17 protein-coding genes are annotated in these 19,532 nt (G+C 51.6%); 9 read left to right on the forward strand and 8 right to left on the reverse strand.

What is annotated here, in order from left to right:
- The first annotated feature begins 167 nt into the window (after positions 1-167).
- Entirely contained in the window at positions 168-1,358 is a 1,191-nt protein-coding gene (locus PMI41_RS01715; RefSeq protein ID WP_202949284.1) for an MFS transporter, read from the forward strand.
- Here PMI41_RS01715 and PMI41_RS01720 read toward each other — a convergent pair.
- The 7 genes from PMI41_RS01720 to PMI41_RS01750 form a co-directional block, all read right to left on the reverse strand.
- Positions 1,351-2,712: an FGGY-family carbohydrate kinase gene (locus PMI41_RS01720; protein WP_008121118.1), complete on the reverse strand. Its 1,362-nt coding sequence runs from the start codon at positions 2,710-2,712 to the stop codon at positions 1,351-1,353. The genes PMI41_RS01715 and PMI41_RS01720 overlap by 8 nt on opposite strands.
- Entirely contained in the window at positions 2,709-3,002 is a 294-nt protein-coding gene (rhaM, locus tag PMI41_RS01725; protein ID WP_008121121.1) for an L-rhamnose mutarotase, read from the reverse strand. Before rhaM ends, PMI41_RS01720 begins: the two co-directional genes overlap by 4 nt.
- Before the next feature lie 26 nt (positions 3,003-3,028).
- Positions 3,029-4,030: an ABC transporter permease gene (locus PMI41_RS01730; RefSeq protein ID WP_008121122.1), complete on the reverse strand. Its 1,002-nt coding sequence runs from the start codon at positions 4,028-4,030 to the stop codon at positions 3,029-3,031.
- Positions 4,027-5,025 carry an ABC transporter permease gene (locus tag PMI41_RS01735; RefSeq protein WP_081497088.1) on the reverse strand — a complete coding sequence of 333 codons (999 nt, stop codon included), beginning with the start codon at positions 5,023-5,025 and terminating at the stop codon, positions 4,027-4,029. Before PMI41_RS01735 ends, PMI41_RS01730 begins: the two co-directional genes overlap by 4 nt.
- Positions 5,025-6,554, reverse strand: coding sequence for a sugar ABC transporter ATP-binding protein (locus tag PMI41_RS01740; protein ID WP_008121128.1), 1,530 nt, complete (start codon positions 6,552-6,554; stop codon positions 5,025-5,027). The genes PMI41_RS01735 and PMI41_RS01740 overlap by 1 nt, the downstream gene beginning before the upstream one ends.
- Positions 6,555-6,616: 62 nt before the next feature.
- Complete coding sequence (gene rhaS / locus PMI41_RS01745; protein WP_008121130.1) at positions 6,617-7,615, reverse strand: rhamnose ABC transporter substrate-binding protein; 999 nt, start codon at positions 7,613-7,615, stop codon at positions 6,617-6,619.
- Between the two features lie 45 nt (positions 7,616-7,660).
- Positions 7,661-8,473: a DeoR/GlpR family DNA-binding transcription regulator gene (locus PMI41_RS01750; protein ID WP_008121131.1), complete on the reverse strand. Its 813-nt coding sequence runs from the start codon at positions 8,471-8,473 to the stop codon at positions 7,661-7,663.
- A gap of 209 nt (positions 8,474-8,682) precedes the next feature.
- Here PMI41_RS01750 and PMI41_RS01755 point away from each other — a divergent pair, with 209 nt between their 5' ends.
- From PMI41_RS01755 to PMI41_RS01785, 7 genes are all read left to right on the forward strand, one after another.
- Complete coding sequence (locus PMI41_RS01755) at positions 8,683-10,779, forward strand: bifunctional rhamnulose-1-phosphate aldolase/short-chain dehydrogenase (RefSeq protein ID WP_008121133.1); 2,097 nt, start codon at positions 8,683-8,685, stop codon at positions 10,777-10,779.
- Between the two features lie 18 nt (positions 10,780-10,797).
- Entirely contained in the window at positions 10,798-12,090 is a 1,293-nt protein-coding gene (gene rhaI / locus PMI41_RS01760; protein ID WP_008121134.1) for an L-rhamnose catabolism isomerase, read from the forward strand.
- 142 nt (positions 12,091-12,232) lie between these two features.
- Positions 12,233-13,762, forward strand: coding sequence for an ABC transporter substrate-binding protein (locus tag PMI41_RS01765; protein WP_008121136.1), 1,530 nt, complete (start codon positions 12,233-12,235; stop codon positions 13,760-13,762).
- A 75-nt stretch (positions 13,763-13,837) separates the two neighbouring features.
- Complete coding sequence (locus PMI41_RS01770) at positions 13,838-14,779, forward strand: ABC transporter permease (protein WP_008121137.1); 942 nt, start codon at positions 13,838-13,840, stop codon at positions 14,777-14,779.
- Complete coding sequence (locus PMI41_RS01775; protein ID WP_008121139.1) at positions 14,779-15,648, forward strand: ABC transporter permease; 870 nt, start codon at positions 14,779-14,781, stop codon at positions 15,646-15,648. The genes PMI41_RS01770 and PMI41_RS01775 overlap by 1 nt, the downstream gene beginning before the upstream one ends.
- Before the next feature lie 2 nt (positions 15,649-15,650).
- Positions 15,651-16,880, forward strand: a complete 1,230-nt coding sequence (locus PMI41_RS01780) for an amidohydrolase/deacetylase family metallohydrolase (RefSeq protein ID WP_008121141.1) — start codon at positions 15,651-15,653, stop codon at positions 16,878-16,880.
- Positions 16,881-16,889: 9 nt separating this feature from the next.
- Positions 16,890-17,387 (forward strand): RidA family protein, encoded by a 498-nt coding sequence (locus tag PMI41_RS01785; RefSeq protein ID WP_008121143.1) that lies wholly within the window; start codon positions 16,890-16,892, stop codon positions 17,385-17,387.
- Positions 17,388-17,390: 3 nt separating this feature from the next.
- Here PMI41_RS01785 and PMI41_RS01790 read toward each other — a convergent pair whose 3' ends face one another.
- Entirely contained in the window at positions 17,391-18,203 is an 813-nt protein-coding gene (locus tag PMI41_RS01790; RefSeq protein WP_040853470.1) for an IclR family transcriptional regulator, read from the reverse strand.
- Between the two features lie 111 nt (positions 18,204-18,314).
- On the opposite strand from PMI41_RS01790, the gene PMI41_RS01795 reads away from it, so the two are divergent.
- The gene (locus tag PMI41_RS01795; RefSeq protein WP_008121146.1) at positions 18,315-19,508 is read left to right on the forward strand and encodes an aminotransferase class V-fold PLP-dependent enzyme; all 1,194 of its coding nucleotides are present in this window, start codon (positions 18,315-18,317) and stop codon (positions 19,506-19,508) included.
- The last annotated feature ends 24 nt before the right edge of the window (positions 19,509-19,532 follow it).

Genomic DNA, 19,532 nt, shown 5'->3' on the forward strand with positions numbered 1-19,532 from the left:
TAAGACCCGTTCGTAAACAGGATTGCTGTTTACATCGAAATCAGGGAGGGCGCTTTCGTCCTCCTTGATCTATTTGATAGATAGGTCTGATACAGATTATAACAGTTTTATTGATGCCGCTTTTACTGCACCCTTTGAGCATTCTCCGTTGTGAATGAATCAAAGGTATGTCTATGGAAAAACGGACGGGGCAGCCGGGCCGAAATTGGCTATATGTCTTCATCGTCTTTATTGCCGGTATCGTCGCGGCCATGCAAGTTATCAAGCCCTCGATAGCCGCTCCTTTCCTGCAAACCTCCCTCGCAATTGATCTGCCTTCAGTTGGATGGTTAATCTCAGTATTCGCATTGTTGGGAGTGGTGGGTGGCATTCCAGCGGGGGCATTTGTAAGCGCCATGGGTGACCGCCGCATATTGTTGTGCGGCCTTTCGGCAATCACATTGGCTGCTGGTGTTGGCGCTGCAGCACCAAGTTTTGAACTGCTCCTTGCGACACGTATTATCGAGGGTATGGGCTTCACTCTGGTTATTGTAGCTGGACCCGCGCTGATCACGCGATTAGCACCGGAGAATAGCAAATCAATGGCGTTCGGATTGTGGAGTTGCTTTATGCCAACCGGTATAGCTCTCTCGATGTTATGCGGGCCATTGTTGCCAAATTGGCAAGCGGTATGGGGTACCAGTGCCGTAACAGTCGCTGCAGCTTTGATAATTTCCATGATTGTTTTGCCGCCGTCTCAAAAAGGCTCTTTTTCATGGAAAGAACTTCGCGCCGATACACGGGCAACATTCAGATCGAGCGGCCCTATCATATTGGCCATAACCTTTGCCCTCTACAGTCTGCAGTTTTTCACCATTTTCAGTTTTCTGCCGGTCTTGCTGACGGAGCGCATGTCCGTTTCGTTGCAGACAGCCGGTATGCTGAGCGCGGCAGCAACAGCAATGAACATTTTGGGCAACCTTACCGCAGGGTTTCTTATCGGGCAGGGTTTGCAGCGATGGAAACTTATTGCTGTTGCAACGCTGGTCATGGGCATGTGCAGCATTGGCATACTGCTGCCCATTTTGCCAAATTCAGCTGTATTGGCGTTATGCATGCTGTTTTCTGCTGTCGGCGGCTTGATCCCCGCCACACTGCTCGCCACGGCTCCAGTGCTTTCTTCGGAACCTCGGCTGGCCCCATACACTGTCGGTCTTGTCATGCAGGGCAGCAATCTTGGCCAGGTTGTCGGGCCAATCGCTGTCGGCAGTGTGATCAACGCATTTGGTTGGTCGTCAGTCGTGGGTATCTCGGTACTGGCCGCAGCACTCTGCGTTGGTGCGTCTGTACTGCTGCGGCAAGTCCTTTGCACTAAGTGATGTTGTCCCACCAGTGTTTTGCATAAAGATCAAAATCCGGACCCAGCGGGAATATTGTTTCGCCACCAGACTGCGAAGGAAATAATGTACCCGCCAGCAGCGCTGCCCCAAGACTCGTACCGGTTGAGCCCTCAGTAGCGATGACTTCACGTGTGGTGAGCGACCGCAACGCGGAAAGATAAATCCAATTGCGGGCAAATGGCCCCTCAACGATCGTCGGGCCGGACGCACCTATCAGGCGGAGGCTGGTTTCGGTCATCATCGCAGCATACAGGGAAGCAGCAGCATACCGTTCCGGCGCTGCCCTTGGCTCACCATTAATCCAAACTGCCTGCCGGTCCGGGAAAGGGCCCGAACCTTGAACGATGCTGGGGAGGACCATAATCTGGTCGGCCATAACCCGTGCAAGCGTTGCAGCATCTGGAGCAGCAGAATTGCCGAGCGTTAGCTGGTCGAATTCCCTGCCTCCCATAAAGCGTGCTGATGGAACGGCCTTGCCGTAGGCATCGACGTTTGCCAAGGTATCGCGTGCCGGATCAAGCCCATCAAGCGCACCTCCGGCCGCAAATGCCACTACCCATGTGCCCGTGGAAATCACGGAAAAAGGGGCGCTCCGCGTCATGAGGTGTGGAAGCAATGAGGCGTTCGAATCGTGAATGCCGCAATAAACCTGAACCGCACTATCAACACCAATTCGCGCTGCCAACTGTGGCAAAAGTCCACCGATAGCGTCAAATGCTGAAGCGATCGGCGCAAGCAATGGTCGCAGTTCAAGCGTATCGACAAGACTAGAATATTCGCCTGTTTGGGGATTCCACAGATCAGTATGGCAACCCAGAGAAGTAACCTCGTTTCTGGCAATTCCTGTCAATAGCCAAACCCAGTATTGTGCGTAGGTCACGATTGTTTTTACATTGGCAAATTCAGTCGGGAATTGCGTTTTCTGATAATGGATTTGTGCGCCGACATTCAGTCCACCAGATTGCAGTGGAGAATGCGTTTCGGAAAAACTTGGACGAAGTGCAGCATAGGCTAAGCGCACCTCTTCAGGATAGATGTACTCATAGTCGATCACCGGCATTGCAAGTCCCTGCTCATCCAGCAGGACTGCAGCAGCGCCATGGGCGGTGACTGAGATAGCGTCAAAACCGGGCGCAGCGGCAAATTCAGTTAATGCATCAATACAAAACGTCCAAAGAGCTCCAACATCGTAGTGCGGGTATAGACCGTTCTTCAAAACTTTGTTCGGCGTACTACGTCGTGCAATTTCCATACCCGTATTCGTGTCAACAACAACCACCTTTGCATTGGTCTTGCCGATATCCAGAACTGCCACACGATGGACGGCACTCATGGTAACTGGAACACGCAAACAAGTTCGGTTTGTACGGGCGAGTTATCCGGGTTGGTTACCATGATATCAGCCATGTAGCCCCACCATTTCTTCATAACGGGATGCTCCGCGAGCGTCTGCATTTTATGATCTGCAGGTCGGCTCAACATCCCAAAAAGAGTATTGGTAGACCGGTCGAGATGAATTGAATACTCCTTGACACCGGCCCCACGCAGGACAGCCACCAGCTCCGGCCATATCTCCAGATGACGGCGCTGATACTCATCTTCCATACCCGGATTGAGCGTCATCGTGAACGCATGTTTCTCAACTGGACTCACGATGCTCTACCATATCTGAAACGCCGGATAAGGATTGGCAAGGTGATTGTGGCAATCAGCAACAATCCGATAAAGATCGACATGACGATCCCGGGCACGTTCAGCAGGCCAAGGCCAAATGTAACTAGCCCCATTACAAATCCCGCAATAACAACGCCTCCAACACGGCCGGAACCACCAAGAATTGAGATGCCGCCAAGAACAACCATTGTTACGACTTCCAGCTCCCAGCCCTGCGCAATGGACGGCCGTGTAGAGCCCAGGCGGGAAGTCAGGCAAACGGCGGCAATTCCAGACATCAGACCGGTCAACATAAACAGTATGAATTTGATACGCTCTACGTGGATACCAGAAAACCGTGCTGCAAATTCATTATTGCCTATTGCGTAAATGCGGCGGCCAAAATTCGTTGCATGCAGCAAAACTGCAAAAATACAAGCTGAAACCGCGAACAGGACAAACTCAAAGGAAATAACCCAGAAAACATACCCTTGTCCGAAATAAGCGAATGACGCGGGATATCCACCGTAGGCTTTGTCACCCAAAACAATATAAGAAATACCTCGAAACAAACTCATCGTGCCAATCGTAACGACGATCGAAGGAAGGCGAAGGCCTGCAACGAGAATGGCATTTACTGTACCGCATCCAAGCCCAACACCGATGCCAATCAAGACAATGCCGAATGTGCCGACACCCGTCTGGGCGGCGGCTCCCATTGCCGTCGACGCAAGTGCAATAATGGCAGCAACAGAAAGATCTATTTCACCGGCAATGATCAACAGTGCCATTGCAAAAGCTATAAGTGCCTTCTCGGTGAAATTGAAAGTGGCGTCAGAAAGGTTCCACGCATTCAAAAAGTACGGTGATGCAAGACTGTTGGCGATAAAGATCAGTACAGCAACACAGAGTAAGAAGGTTTCCCAGCTCGCAAACAAGCGCGATGCGGATGTACCAAGCTGATCGGGAATATGACGCTTTTCCGACACTGTGCTCATACCACCACCTCGATCTGTTCCGATGCGCCGCGATCCCGCAGGATGATCCGCCCGCGTCGACGTTCTTGCCGTGCGTTAAAAATAACTGCTGCTATGATTACCGCCCCTGAAATCGCCATTTGCGAAAAAGGTGAAATGTTGATGACTGGCAGGGCATTCTTGATGACACCAAGAAACAAGGCACCAAGAACAGCACCTGCGACTGAGCCTATGCCTCCCAAGGTGGAAATCCCGCCAATTACACAGGCAGCAACACTATCAAGCTCGAAGCCGGCAGCAATATCTACATAGGCGACGGCATACCGGGAAACCCAAAGATAGCCGCATAACCCGGCCAGTGTACCGGAAATGACAAATGCGAAGAACCGTGTCCGCCCTACGTCGATACCAGCATAAACTGCTGCAGTCGGATTCCCGCCCGACGCGTATATCGCACGTCCAAGAAATGTACGTGACATAACAAGATACATCACGGTGACGATGATGATAGCCGCCCAGCCGAGAACCGGCAGCCCAAGAAACAGATGGCGCGGTGCCTGAAGGAAAGGTTCAGTCATTTGATGCGCATTAACCCAAGCACCCCCGGATAGAACAAATGCCATGCCTCGATAGATTGTTAGCGTGCCAAGCGTAACCACGATTGAGGGAATGTTGAGCTTCCAGACAAAGAGGCCATTGATCGCTCCCAGTATTGCACCAATGAAGAGGGCAACAAGGATAATGGCTGGCAACGGCACATCTGGGTAGGTCGCGTTCAGCATACCGACAATCATGCCGGTAAAGGCAACATTTGCTGCAACCGACAAATCGATGGACTTGGTCAGAATAACGGTCATCTGCCCCAGTGCCAGAATGATCAGAATTGAGCTGTCGTTAAAGATGTTTGCCAGATTGCCGGGCTTGGCAAATCCCGGTGCGCGTGTGGAAAAGACGGCAAGGAGGATTGCAATGATAATAACCAGCAACATCTCCCGGAATCTGAAGATCAGTTTGATCATGACTTGCTCGCATTGCCAGTTGCCGCTCGAACCAAGGTTTCGGCGCTTAGTGTTTCTCGTTCGTAGATGCCCGCTGACAGACCCTCGCGCATGACGAGTACCCGATCCGACATGCCCATGATTTCGGGTAGTTCGGAGGAAACCATAATGATGCTGAGACCTTCACCCGCCAGTTCGCTGATGAAGGCGTGGACAGCAGCTTTTGATCCAATATCAATGCCCTTGGTCGGCTCATCAAGAATAAGAATATTAGGCTGTGTCGCCAGCCATTTGCCAATGACCACTTTTTGTTGGTTGCCACCCGACAATGTTCCAACAGGAACTGAGAGTGCCGCAGCACGCAGATCGAACCGTTCCGCATATTTGCGAGCCAACGCGAATTCTTCTGCAGCGCGCAAAAACCCGGAGCGTGACGTGCGCGTCAAAGAGGGTAGGGAGATGTTCTGGTAAATTGGTAACTGCAGCACTGCGCCATGGCGTCCCCGCTCTTCGGGAACATAAACGATGCCGGCGCTGATCGCTTCTCCGGGACTCCCTATTGCGATCTCTTTACCGTTCAGCCTCACCTTGCCACCGGTTGGTTTGGTGACACCAAACAACGATTGGCAAAGCTCCGAGCGGCCAGCCCCTACAAGACCGTAGATCCCTAAAATTTCACCTTTCCTCAGTTCAAAAGATATATCTCGAAACTCTGTGGGATGGGTGTAGCTCTCGACCGCGAATACGGTTTCGCCCAAAGCGATATCCACTTTGGGGAAGGCATGTTCAACAGAACGTCCAACCATAAGCTTGACGATCTCGTCTTGGCCCACCTCTGCAAGCTCACCGCTGCCGACGGCTTTCCCATCACGAAACACCGCATAATGGTCGGCAATTTCGTAGACCTCATCAAACTTGTGACTAATGAAAAGGATCGCCTTACCGTTTGTCTTCAGCCGGTTGATTATCTGGAAGAGGTCATCAACTTCCTTACGCGATAAAGCCGCAGTCGGCTCGTCCATAATGACTATACGTGCATCGACTGACAGTGCGCGGGCAATTGCAACAAGATGACGCTGCGCAATTGATAAGTCCTTGAGACGAATACGCGGGTCGATATTGCTTTCCAGGGAATGCAACAACGCAAGAGCCCGCGCATTAACAGCCTTCCAATTTACCAATCCAAATCGTGACTTTGGCGCATGACCCAGGAAAATGTTTTCAGCAACTGACAATTCATCGAAAAGTACGGTTTCTTGATGGATCGCAGTCACGCCGGCGTCTATGGCATCTTGTGCATTGGCGAATACAGTTGGATTGCCGTCGACCAAGATTTCACCTTCGTCACAGGCATAAATGCCTGTGAGAATTTTGACGAGTGTCGATTTCCCCGCACCGTTCTCACCAATAAGAGCGGTAACCTTACCGGGATACAGGGTAATGTCGACGTTATTCAACGCTTTGACACCGGGAAACGACTTCGAAATCCCACGCATCTCCAGAAGCGGCATCTCAGGTGACTGCTCTAGCGCAACAGTTTGGGTCATTGATTTTACCGTGAGAAAATGCCCGGCAGATTATCTGCCGGGCCAACAATGATTGATCCCGCTCAAAAAATCTTGGAGAATTCATCAATGTTCTTGGCGTCGTAAACGAATGGATCTGCCATGGCAGCCTCACCATTGTCGCCAATCTTTATCTTACCCATTCGTCCGGCCTCGATTTCGCTGCCGGGCGCACCATCTGTCTCTTCTTTCACGAGGCGATATGCAATCTGTGTTGCCGAATACCCCAAGTCGATCGGATTCCAGATAGCAAATTCCTTGGTAGCGCCCGACTTGATTGCGCCCGCCATTTCAGAGGGCAAGCCAAGACCTGTCACATATACTTCACCGATTTTCTTGGCATCGGCCACCGCTTGAGAAGCAGCGAGCACACCCACTGTCGTGGGAGCTACGATGACCTTAACGTTGGGTTGGGATGTCAGAAGCCCTTGCGCCTCGCGATAACTCTTATCAGCGAGATCATCGCCATAGACCGTTGTGACAAGGTTAAGGCCTGCAAAATTCGGCAACTGCTTCTTCATTTCCTCAATCCAGGTATTCTGGTTTGTCGAGGTCGTTGTGGCGGACAGGATAGCGAAATCGCCCTTGCCATCCTGCAGGTGAGCGGCTGCCAATTGCAGGCACATCTTTCCAATCAATTCGTTGGACGAAGGGTTCAAATGAACAATGCGCCCATCCTTGCCAACCGCAGAATCCCATGAGATGACCTTGATCCCACGAGCCATCGCCTTCTTCAAAGCAGGCACAACCGCATCCGGATCATTTGCTGAAATAGCGATTGCGTTAACATTCTGCGCAATCAGCGAATTGATTACTTCAATCTGGCCTTCCGCCGTTGTCGATGTTGGACCGGTATAGATTACCTCGACGCCACCCAATTCCTTAGCGGCTTCCTGTGCGCCCTTGTTGGCGGCTTCAAAGAAACCGTTACCAAGGGATTTTGCCACGAGACCGATCTTGATCGTATCAGCGGCTTGAGCATGTGATGCAAACATGGCAACGGCAAGTGCCGAGCCCAATGCGATTTTCTTCAAAAGCTTCATTTCATCCTCCCAGATAATGAATGTTGATTGTTCTCCGTTCGGCAGCTAAGCAACCGAAGCGGAATCTTTCGATCTCTCCTGCGCATTTACCGTAGCAACGATAAGATGAACCCCGGCATCCTCGATCATTTTTCTGTCTGTCTCGGAAATACCGTCGTCTGTTATGATCGTATTAACACGTTGCAAAGGGCAGATAATCAGCCTTGAACGTTTGGAGAACTTTGTTGAATCGACAAGCAGAACAAGCTCATCAGCTTGGTTTATCAGCTTCTGCTCGCCCTGGATCATAAGTGGGTCAGCCTCCATTACACCAAATGGTCCAACACCGGGCGACCCCATAAACATACGCCTGCCATAGAAATTTCGCGTAACGTCATTATCAAATGGCGAAAGGATCATGCTCTGTTCGCGATAGATGGTTCCGCCCGGGACGGTCACTGAACTCTTTGAGTTTTTGACAAGGTGCTCTGCAATCGCGAATGAATTCGTCATCACATGCAGACGGCGGGCCGAAAGATAGTGCACCATTTGGAATGTCGTGGTGCCACCATTGATTATGATAGCATCACCTTCTTCACAAAGAGCGACAGCCTCTCGGGCAATAGCGCGCTTCTTGTCAGCATTTTCGGATTCGGAAACATAAAAATGGCGACCTGAGAGCGGCGCGAGTTGCGGTGGATGTACCGCCTCCGCACCGCCCCGAACCCGCCGTAGCTTGCCTTGAACATGGAGAGAGGCAATGTCGCGACGGATCGTTGCTTCCGACGCTTCCGTCAGTTCTGCTATATCTTGGATCGTTATCACCGGCTTTTCCTGAACAGCACTCAGGATAATGCGGTGGCGCTCACGCTCATGCATATATTGCTCCTCTTGTTTTAATTTATTGCTCAAATTCAAACTCAATGTCAATCAACTTCAGTCAAATAGTTTCATATTGCAGTGCACAATGAAATTTTATGATTGAATCTGACTGTTTATGATTGACAGCCAAGCTTTACCTGCCGCATAGCTAGCATAAATCAAGGACCTCGGTGGAAGGTCCAGTATTGAATCTACGGGAGGCCAATATGGCAGATACGATTCAGCTTCTGGATAATCGTTGGAATGATCAAAAAGCAGCTGGGCTGGATGAGCCGGGAAAATTGCTTTATCGCTCCAATCTGCTGGGCTCAGATAAACGCATAACCAATTACGGTGGTGGTAACACATCTGCAAAAGTTCTGGAAACTGACCCGCTAACAGGCCAGCCTGTCGAAGTTCTGTGGGTTAAGGGCTCAGGCGGCGACGTAGGCACGATCAAACTCGATGGTTTCGCCACTCTCTACATGGAAAAGCTCAATTCGCTGAAATCCATTTACAAGGGTATCTACGATGAAGATCGGATGGTTGGATTTCTACCGCACTGCACCTTCAATTTGAACGGCCGTGCTGCATCCATTGATACGCCACTTCATGGCTTCGTGCCTTTCAGGCATGTCGATCATATGCATCCCGACGCAATCATAGCCATTGCCGCTTCGAAGAACTCCCGTGAGCTGACAAGGCAAATCTTTGGTGACGAAATTGGCTGGTTGCCATGGCGGCGTCCCGGTTTCCAACTCGGACTTGATCTAGGTGCTTATGTAGCAGCGAACCCGAACTCCAAGGGAGTTGTGCTCGAAAGCCATGGACTTTTCACTTGGGCGGATGATGCCAAGGATTGCTATGAGTTGACGTTGCAAATCATCAATAAGGCAATCAGTTGGTTTGACCAACAAACTGCAGGAAAGCCAGCTTTTGGAGGAGAGGCCACAAACAGCCGGAGCGCTTCAGAAAGGCGCGCCATTGCTGCAAAGCTGATGCCGGAAATTCGCGGCAAAATTGGTATTGCCGAACGTAAACTGGGTCATTTTGACGATCAGCCTGCCGTGTTGGAGTTCGTCAACTCGAATGATCTGCGGCCTTTGGCTGCGCTTGGCACCAGCTGCCCGGACCATTTCCTGCGGACGAAAATCCGGCCGCTCGTTCTCGATTTCGATCCGGAAAAGTCCAATGCTGAAACGATCATTGCCGCATTGGATTCCGCGCTTGAAGCATATCGGACCGACTATGCGCGCTACTACAATGATTGCAAGCACGACAATTCACCGGCTATGCGTGATCCAAATCCGGTGATTTTCCTCATCCCGGGTGTCGGCATGCTTTCATTTGCCAAGGACAAAGCGACTGCCCGCATTGCCGCAGAATTCTATGTTAATGCAATAAATGTGATGCGCGGTGCATCCTCAGTATCGGAATATCAGGGGCTTCCGGAGCAAGAAGCATTTGATATCGAGTACTGGTTGCTCGAAGAAGCCAAACTGCAACGTATGCCCAAGCCGAAGTCACTGGCGGGTCGTATTGCTTTTGTCACGGGTGGGGCAGGAGGTATCGGCCGTGCGACTGCCGAACGGTTGCTGGGCGAGGGGGCGTGCGTCGTACTGGCGGATATTGATGCCGAAGCCCTGAAGAGTACTTACGAAAGCTTCAGCAAGCGCTACACTTCAGATAATGTGCGAAGCGTTCAGTTGAACGTAACAGATGAAGCCGGCGTTATTGCCAGTTATGCGGAAGCTAGCGTTGAATTTGGCGGAATTGACCTGCTGGTTTCAAATGCCGGAATTGCTTCTTCGGCGCCGATCGAAACGACCGAGCTTTCGACCTGGAGCCGCAATATCGATATTCTGGCCACTGGTTACTTCCTTGTATCACGGGAAGCTTTCCGTTTGTTCCGGCGACAGGGTATCGGCGGCAACGTAGTCTTCGTCGCTTCCAAGAACGGCCTTGCCGCTTCACCAAATGCGAGCGCCTACTGTGCTGCCAAAGCGGCTGAAATTCATCTCGCCCGCTGTTTGGCACTGGAAGGGGCGGACGCAGGTATTCGCGTCAATACGGTTAATCCCGATGCAGTACTGCGTGGCTCCAAAATCTGGAACGGCGAGTGGAGAGAACAGCGCGCAGCGTCGTCAAATTTGCAGGTGGACGAACTTGAGGAGCATTATCGCAAGCGCTCCATGTTAAAGCTCAACGTCTTCCCGGAAGATATTGCTGAAGCAATCTATTTCCTTGCCTCCGATGCATCTGCCAAATCCACTGGCAATATTATCAATGTCGATGCGGGAAATGCGCAGAGTTTTACGCGCTAGTCGGTCTGGGAGGACATTATGGCTGAACTGAAAATTTCCAGCGATCTTATCGCCGTTGAAAACGATAAATTGCGCAATGCACATAAGAGCGACTACGAAGCTTTGGGCGCGCAACTCGCGCGTCGTAATATAAACATTGAACACATCACCCAAAAAGCCGCAGATTTTTTTGTGGCCGTGCCATCATGGGGGGTGGGCACAGGTGGAACCCGTTTTGCGCGTTTCCCCGGAACGGGAGAGCCCCGTGGCATTTTCGATAAACTCGACGATTGCGCAGTAATCCACCAGCTGACACGATCTACCCCAAATGTTTCACTGCACATCCCTTGGGACAAGGCAGAGCCACAGCAGTTGAAAGACCATGCCGCCGCACTTGGTCTTGGCTTTGATGCCATGAATTCCAATACATTCTCCGACACGCCAGACCAGCAGCACTCCTACAAGTATGGGTCGCTCAGTCATACCGATAGGGCGACGCGCAATCAGGCCATCGAACACAATATCGAATGTATCGAGATCGGTGCTGCCATTGGTTCAAAGGCGCTGACTGTATGGGTTGGTGACGGTTCCAATTTTCCGGGACAAAGCAATTTCGCCAAGTCCTTCGACCGATATCTTGTTTCAATGGCCGAGATATATAAATCGCTGCCCGATGACTGGCGTATCTTTTCCGAACATAAAATGTACGAGCCCGCCTTCTATTCCACTGTTGTACAGGACTGGGGCACCAACTATCTCATTGCTCAAACTCTTGGACCCAAAGCCTTTTGCCTGGTTGATCTTGGTCACCATGCACCAAATACCAACATCGAGATGATCGTCTCGCGGCTTATTCAGTTCAAGAAACTTGGCGGCTTTCATTTCAACGATTCGAAATATGGCGACGATGATCTTGATGCAGGTTCAATAGAGCCATACCGGCTATTTCTCGTCTTCAATGAATTGGTTGACGCGGAACATCGCGGCCTAAAAGATTTCCATCCGTCGCATATGATTGATCAATCGCATAATGTCACGGATCCTATTGAGAGCCTGATTTCAAGCGCCAATGAAATCCGCCGCGCCTACACGCAGGCGTTGCTAGTCGATCGCGAAGCACTTGGCCACTATCAGGATGATAATGATGCAATGATGGCTTCCGATGCCCTGAAACGAGCTTACAGGACAGATGTCGAGCCTATCCTTGCCGAAGCACGGAGACAGGCAGGCGGTGCTATCGATCCCATCGCTACTTATCGCACTAGCCAATATCGCCAAAAGATCAGCAATGAACGACCTGCAAGCAAGGCAGGTGGAGGCGGCATTATCTGATTCAACCCCTCATTGCTTCGATAAAGGCAGCGCCACCTCAGCGCTGCCTTTATTTTTTGAATTGACAGCACTCCCTACATTTGTTCTTATTCTACTATAAGGAATTATAATCCATAATAATAGAATAACAAAGGGAACGACGATGAAAACATTAAAGCTTGCTCTGCTTCTTGGTTCGGCACTGATTGCGTTGACCCCATCTGCCTTCGCTCAGACAAAGGGGGGAGTGATCAATGTTGCCACAATTGGCGAACCACCAACGCTTGATGCGATGGCCTCCACTGCTGATCTGGTAGGTATTGTTTCGCAGCACATCTTTGAGACGCTTTACACATTCGACAAAAGCTGGAATGTGACGCCACTACTGGCCGCGGCTCTACCTGAAGTATCCCCTGACGGTAAGGTTTATACAATCAAGTTGCGCGCTGGCGTCAAATTCCATGATGGCACAGATATGGATGCAACAGATGTCGTTGCCTCTCTCAAGCGTTGGACGGAAATCGCATCCCGCGGGAAGCAGGTCGCTTCGTTGATCACTGCGATTGATGCTGTTGATCCAACAACCGTCAAAATTAGCCTTAACGCACCCCATGCTCCTCTTCTTTCTCTATTGGCATTCAACAATGCGGCTGCAATCATCCTCCCAAGCGAAAAGCAGCAGAATCCCATGACCGAGCCGGTTGGCACAGGTCCCTACAAACTGAAGGAACGAAAAGCTGACCAATATATCCAGCTTTCCCGCTTCGATGACTACAAGTCACCTGAAGGCGAAGAGACCGGATATGGTGGCGCACGACACCAGTACCTTGATGAAATCCGGTTTGTGCCTGTTCCAGATGCCAATACACGCGTGGAAGGCGCAGTTGCCGGCCAGTTCGATTATGTAGATAGTTTGCCGGTAGAGGCTTACGCCCGCTTGAAAGATCAAAAGACAACCGAGGCCGTTCTGCTCAAGCCTTTTGGCTGGCCGGTCTTTGTGATGAATACAAGTGCGGGCATCACCAAAAATCAGGATATACGTCTGGCAATCCGCGACTCTCTCAGTATGGAAGATATGCTGGCAGCAGCCTTCGGAAGCACCGACTTCTATTCCCTTGATGCTTCGCTTTATCCTGACGGGTATAGCTGGAAGACCGATGCCGGAACCGAAGGGGCATACAATGTCGCCGACCCGGAAAAAGCCGCAGAACTCATGAAAAAAGCAGGCTACAACAGCGAACCCATTCGCATTTTGACCAGCCGTCAGTATGAGTTTCACTACAAGATGGCGCAGGTCGCTGCCGAGTACCTGAAGGCCGCCGGCTTTACTGTCGATATGCAGGTAGTCGACTGGGCTACCCTCACACAACGCCGTGCTGACCCCAAGCTCTGGGATATCTATATTAGCCACAGCCCCTTTTTGCCAGAACCAGCCCTCATAGGTGCCATGTCCACCAGCGCGCCCGGCAATTGGGACACCCCAGCGCGAAAGGTAGCCGTTGACGCATTCAATTCCGAAGTTGATCCGGCAAAACGTGTAGCGCTTTGGGCAGAAGTTCAAAAGGTGATTTACGCAGAAGTGCCTATCATCAAGATTGGTGACTTCAATGCCCTGTCCGCTAAATCACCAAAATTGGAAGGCTTTAAACCGGCACCTTGGCCTTATTTCTGGAACGTCTCGCTAAAGCAGTAAGACAGTCAATTCGGCAGCGGAAAGAACCCCGTTCCGCTGCCATTCCAGATTTTGCCACTCCAACAGGACGGCTAGATGCTTCGTTATATTATCCAACGCTTTATCGGCATGATCATCGTGATGTTTCTGGTGGTGACGATTGTATTTGTCATCGTCCGTGTCACGCCGGGTGATCCTGCTGCTGTAATGCTCGGCCCCGAAGCAACCGCCGCCGATGTCGCTGCTCTACGGCAACAACTGGGACTCGATCAATCGATCCCGCTGCAATATCTCTATTTTATCGGTAACCTGCTTAAGGGAGACCTTGGGCAATCGATTTTTCTCAATCAGCCGGTGTTGCAAGCGCTTGCTCAGCGTGCAGAGCCCACGTTCTTCCTGACGATTTTCTCGCTGCTCATTGCCAGCGTCATCGCCATACCCATTGGGATTTATGCAGCCTATCGTCGTGGCTCGGTTTTCGATCAGGCCGCAACTGCTCTTGCCATGCTTGCCGCAAGCATTCCCAGCTTCTGGCTGGGTCTCATATTGATGCAAATTTTTGCAGTGCGCTTCGGGCTTTTTCCGGTTTCCGGTTATGGCGGCCCCGGAACATCGCTTGTAGAGCGGCTTGGATATCTTGTCCTGCCTGCCTTTGCGTTGGGTATTGTGTCTTCTGCCTTGATCATGCGATTTACAAGAGCGTCCATGCTGGATGTGCTTGGCGATGATTACATTCGAACCGCACGTGCCAAGGGCGTTAATGAGCGGCGAGTGGTTCTGAGGCATGCTTTCAAAAATGCGCTCATTCCAATCCTCACTGTTATAGGCTTGACTGCAGCCGTGCTTATTTCCGGAGCTGTTGTCACGGAAACAGTTTTCGGCCTACCGGGCGTCGGTAGCCTTGTTGTGTCAGCCGTACTTCGTCGCGATTACCCAGTTATTCAAGGCGCGCTTCTGATCATCGCGGCACTCTACGTGCTCATCAATTTCGCCATAGACATGCTCTATCTGGTTGTGGATCCGAGGGTACGCTACTGATGACTGAGATCGTATCAAACGTGGCACCGAGCGAGCGCTCCAAGTTCTTCCGGATCCTGATCAGGCGCAAGACCGTGCTTTTCGGTCTGATTGTTCTGGCAATCTTTCTGGCGCTGGCAATTTTCGCGCCTTTGATCACGCCCTATGCGCCTAACAAGCTTTCAATCGTCAACAGGTTAAAGCCACCTGACGCGCGATGGTTCTTCGGCACCGACGAGTTCGGTCGAGACGTCTTTTCCCGCACGATCTTTTCAGCAAGATTATCTCTCTTGGTCGGGTTTGCCGTAGTTATCCTAGCGTCGGTGATCGGCGTTACACTTGGCATTCTAGCCGGATTCTTCCAAAGGCTTGATGCGCCGATAACACGGCTTATCGATGCCATGATGGCATTCCCTGATATCCTGCTGGCAATTGCTCTTGTAGCAGCGCTTGGCCCATCACTAACTACGGTGATAGTTGCGCTAAGCATCGTTTATGCACCGCGATTGGCACGCGTTGTCCGTGCGTCGACATTGGTAATTCGTGAACTGCCATATGTGGAAGCGGCCACGTCTCTGGGTATCTCCAAATGGCATATTATGAGCCGTCATATTCTGCGTAACCTGCTGTCGCCCATTCTTGTTCAGGGAACATTCCTTTTTGCCAACGCCATGCTGGCTGAAGCGGGGTTGTCCTTCCTTGGTCTTGGCGTAAGTCCCGAAGTTCCCACTTGGGGGACAATGATCGCATCAGGTCGCCAGTACATCGGTACCGCCGACTGGATGACCCTGTTTCCCGGCATAGCAATCGTGCTCGCCGTTCTCTCCCTGCAAATGGTCGGCGACGGATTCCGCGACCTTCTAGACCCCCGCCTCAGAAAGGACCTCTGATCATGCCTGCCACTTCCGCAACCGCTGCTTCTTCTCCCAAGGAAGGGCGCTTGCTGCTGACGAACGTAAATCCGGTAGCATTCGGCCCTAATACTCCATCTGCGAAAATCGACATTCTGATTGATGCCAGCGGCAACATCGCTGCATTCGGTCCATCACTGAACGTTGCTGGTGATGTCCAGCGTGTAGATGCGAATGGTTCATGGATTTCTCCGGGCTGGGTCGATCTGCATGCTCATATCTGGCATGGTGGCACGGACATTTCGGTTCGCCCGCAAGTGTGTGGCGTTGAGCGTGGCGTTACCACCATCGTCGATGCCGGTTCTGCGGGTGAGGCCAACTTCCACGGTTTTCGCGAGTATATCATTGATCCCGCGAAAGAACGCATTAAGGCATTTCTCAATCTTGGCTCTATCGGCCTGGTAGCTTGCAACCGCGTTAGTGAGCTGAGCGATATTCGCTCCATTGATATCGACCGGACTGTCGCCTGCGTGAATGAAAACCGCGACCACATTGTGGGGCTAAAAGTCCGGGCAAGCCATGTCATCACTGGCTCTTGGGGTGTTACGCCAGTAAAACTCGGCAAAAAGATTGCCAAGATTCTCAAAATACCAATGATGGTACATGTCGGTGAGCCTCCAGCACTATATGAAGAAGTGTTGGAGATTCTAGGGCCCGGCGATATCATAACCCATTGCTTCAATGGGAAGGTTGGTAGCAGCATCATCGAAGATGATGACCTGTTTGAGCTGGCTGAACGCTGTGCAGGAGAGGGTATACGCCTCGACATCGGGCATGGCGGCGCTTCGTTCTCTTTCCGCGTTGCCGAGGTCGCCATCCAGCGGGGGCTTCTGCCCTTTTCCATATCGACCGATATTCACTTGCGCAGCCTGAATTTTTCGGTGTGGGATCTCGGTACGACCATGTCGAAATTGTTGAGCGTGGGCATGCCATTCGACAAGGTGGTTGAGGCTGTTACTCTTTCGCCTGCATCAGCCATCGGCTTGCCAACTGAAAATCTGCTCTCTGTAGGCAAACGCGCCGACTTCACAATATTTGATCTTGCTGATTCAGACCTCAAAGTCATCGATTCGATGGGATATGAGGCCAAACTCACCAAACTGTTTGAACCACGAATGGTAGTTCTTGGCACCGAGACGATTGCCGCGAGCCGCTATCAACCCGCAGTACCGGAAACATCCGGCGCTATCGCACCTTATTCATATCGTTAGGATCTCGTCTTGAGCCATAACATCAGTACAGCTGCAAAAGCTGAAACGTCGCCCTACGACCGTTTGCGCGCGCTTGGCATAATATTGCCACCTGCACCAAGCCCCATAGCGAACTTCGTTACCCATATCCAGGAAGGCAATCTGCTTTATCTTTCGGGACAGGGCCCGCGCGAAGATGATGGCTTCATGCATACGGGTAAGGTCGGCGGCAATGTGTCTGTTGAAGACGCTTATAAGCACGCACGGCTGACAGCCATCAATCTGCTCGCTGTCATGCATTCTGCACTGGGTGATCTCAACCGGGTCAAACGGGTCGTGAAACTACTTGGAATGGTGAATGCAACATCGGAATTCGGTGACCATCCACTCGTTATAAATGGCTGCTCGGATCTGTTAATCGATGTTTTCGGTGAAGCAGGCAATCACGCGCGTTCAGCCGTCGGCTTCGGATCACTTCCCGGCAACATCACCGTAGAGATCGAGGCGATTATCGCCTTGAAAGACTAGGAATCAAGAATGGCTGCGCCAACCCATAATCGTTTCGATTCTTTCCGCCGATGCTTGGACCTCGGTGGTGTAACGATCGGGGTTTCCTGCAATCTTCTGCTCGGCAAGGACGATGGAAATCGTAGCAATACAGGCACCTTTGTCATCGCAGATCGGCGATGCAATACAAGCTACCGCATAATCAGACTCGCCCGCTTGAATCGAGATGCGCGCTTTCAGCGCTTCGCCTGCAGCCACCGAAAGAGCGCCCGGATCAACCACGGCACGCCCAGTTGGAGAAGACTTTGCACAATGCTCAAACAGGTCCAATCGCTCCTTTTCAGGAAGGTGCCCGACCAGCAACCGGCCAGATGCAGTCCAATTGAGGGGCACTCGCGTACCGACCCGAGAGGTGACCTGGAAATGTCCGGGGCCATCAGCCATCGCCAGTACCATCATGTGATCGCCATCGCGGCCGCATACCTGGACTGTCTCGCCCGATACACGGCTCAAACTATGCATCTCGTGATTTGCCACATTGAGAAAATCCAGCGAACGAGCATAGGCAAGACCGTAATGGTAAAGGCGGGCTCCAAGCCAGACGGTACTGTCGCTGTTGCGGGACAGCATGTTCTTTTCAACCAGATCATCAATGATCACATAAACGGTCGAAAGTGGCGCACCGATCGCCTTGGCAATTGCGTAAATTCCGGCAGGAGAACCCGTTTCGTAGAGATAATCGAGCACCTGCAGAGCGCGATCCATGCCACTTACGCGAGAGCGTTTGGGCCCGGAGCCAGCCTTCTCATGACCGCCAGGTGCATCGATGTCTGATATTTTGGCGTTCAAGTCGTGGCTCCTACTGAATCGGCATCATCTGCTGAGGTCTTTATTACATTATAACGGCATACATGCCAAGCAAATGGAATGCACTGCAAGGAGAATAACATGACTGATATTCGCGCGTCGCGAGGATTGCGACCGGTGATCAACGTTTCAGGGACAATGACTGCACTTGGTGCATCGATCGTTGTTCGCGAAGCGGTGGCTGCCATGACTGCCATACTGCCGGAATTTGTTGAAATCAACGATCTGCACAAAATTGCCAGCCCCGTTATTGCGCGCTTAACCGGAGGGGAGGCGGGCTTCATAACCGCTTCTTGCTCAGCAGGAATTACACTCGCAGTTGCGGCAGCGATGACTGGAAACGACTTGGCTGCCATTGAACGCCTGCCTGACGCTACAGGTCTCAAGAACGAGGTCATCATTCAAACCGGTCACGTTGTCAGCTATGGAGCACCTGTTGATCAGGGCATTCGCATGGCTGGCGCAAAGGCTATTCTGATTGGCCAAGCGACCTCTTGCTACCCTTACCATCTGGACGGCGCAATTAATGAACACACCGCAGCAGCAGTATTTGTCGTTTCGCATCACACTGTACAATATGGCCTGATTGCATTGAAGCAGTTCGCGGAAGTCTGCCACGCACGTGGAGTTCCGGTCATTGTTGATGCTGCCTCCGAGTATGATCTCAAAATATTCCTGGAGCAGGGGGCAGACATCGCGCTCTATTCCTCGCACAAATTCCTTGGCGGCCCAACCGGTGGCATTGTTGCCGGTAAAAAGCAGCTCGTGCGCGATGCCTTCCTGCAAAATCGTGGCATCGGTCGCGGCATGAAAATCGGGAAGGAAAGTATTCTCGGTACAATTGCAGCGCTTGAGGCTTGGGAAAAGCGAGACCATGCAGCTATTCGTGAGCGGGAAACTGGCTATCTCAACCTATGGAAACAAACACTGACCGGAAAGCCCGGCGTGACCGCGCAGATTGAGGCTGACCCTACGCATAATCCTCTCGATAGGCTCCGTGTAACGATCAATCCACAGGAAACCCATATCACCGCTTGGGATTTCGCAGATGCACTTGCAGGAGGATCGCGCCCTGTAATCGTTCGTGATCACGAAGCCGAGCATGGGTATTTTTATCTGGACCCATGCAATCTGCACCCGGGCGAAGAGGCCATTGTCGCAAGTCGCCTTGAAGAAGAACTGAACAAGGCCCGCGCTTCCAATGCAATCATCGCATCTCCTTACGAGGAACGTTATCAGGCCCGTATTGATGCGTTGATGCGTTGGCCCGATTGATCAACTAACTCTGCCTGAAAGGAT

Origin of the sequence: Phyllobacterium sp. YR531, from assembly GCF_000282595.1 — a bacterium.
In the GTDB taxonomy this organism is placed as follows: domain Bacteria; phylum Pseudomonadota; class Alphaproteobacteria; order Rhizobiales; family Rhizobiaceae; genus Phyllobacterium.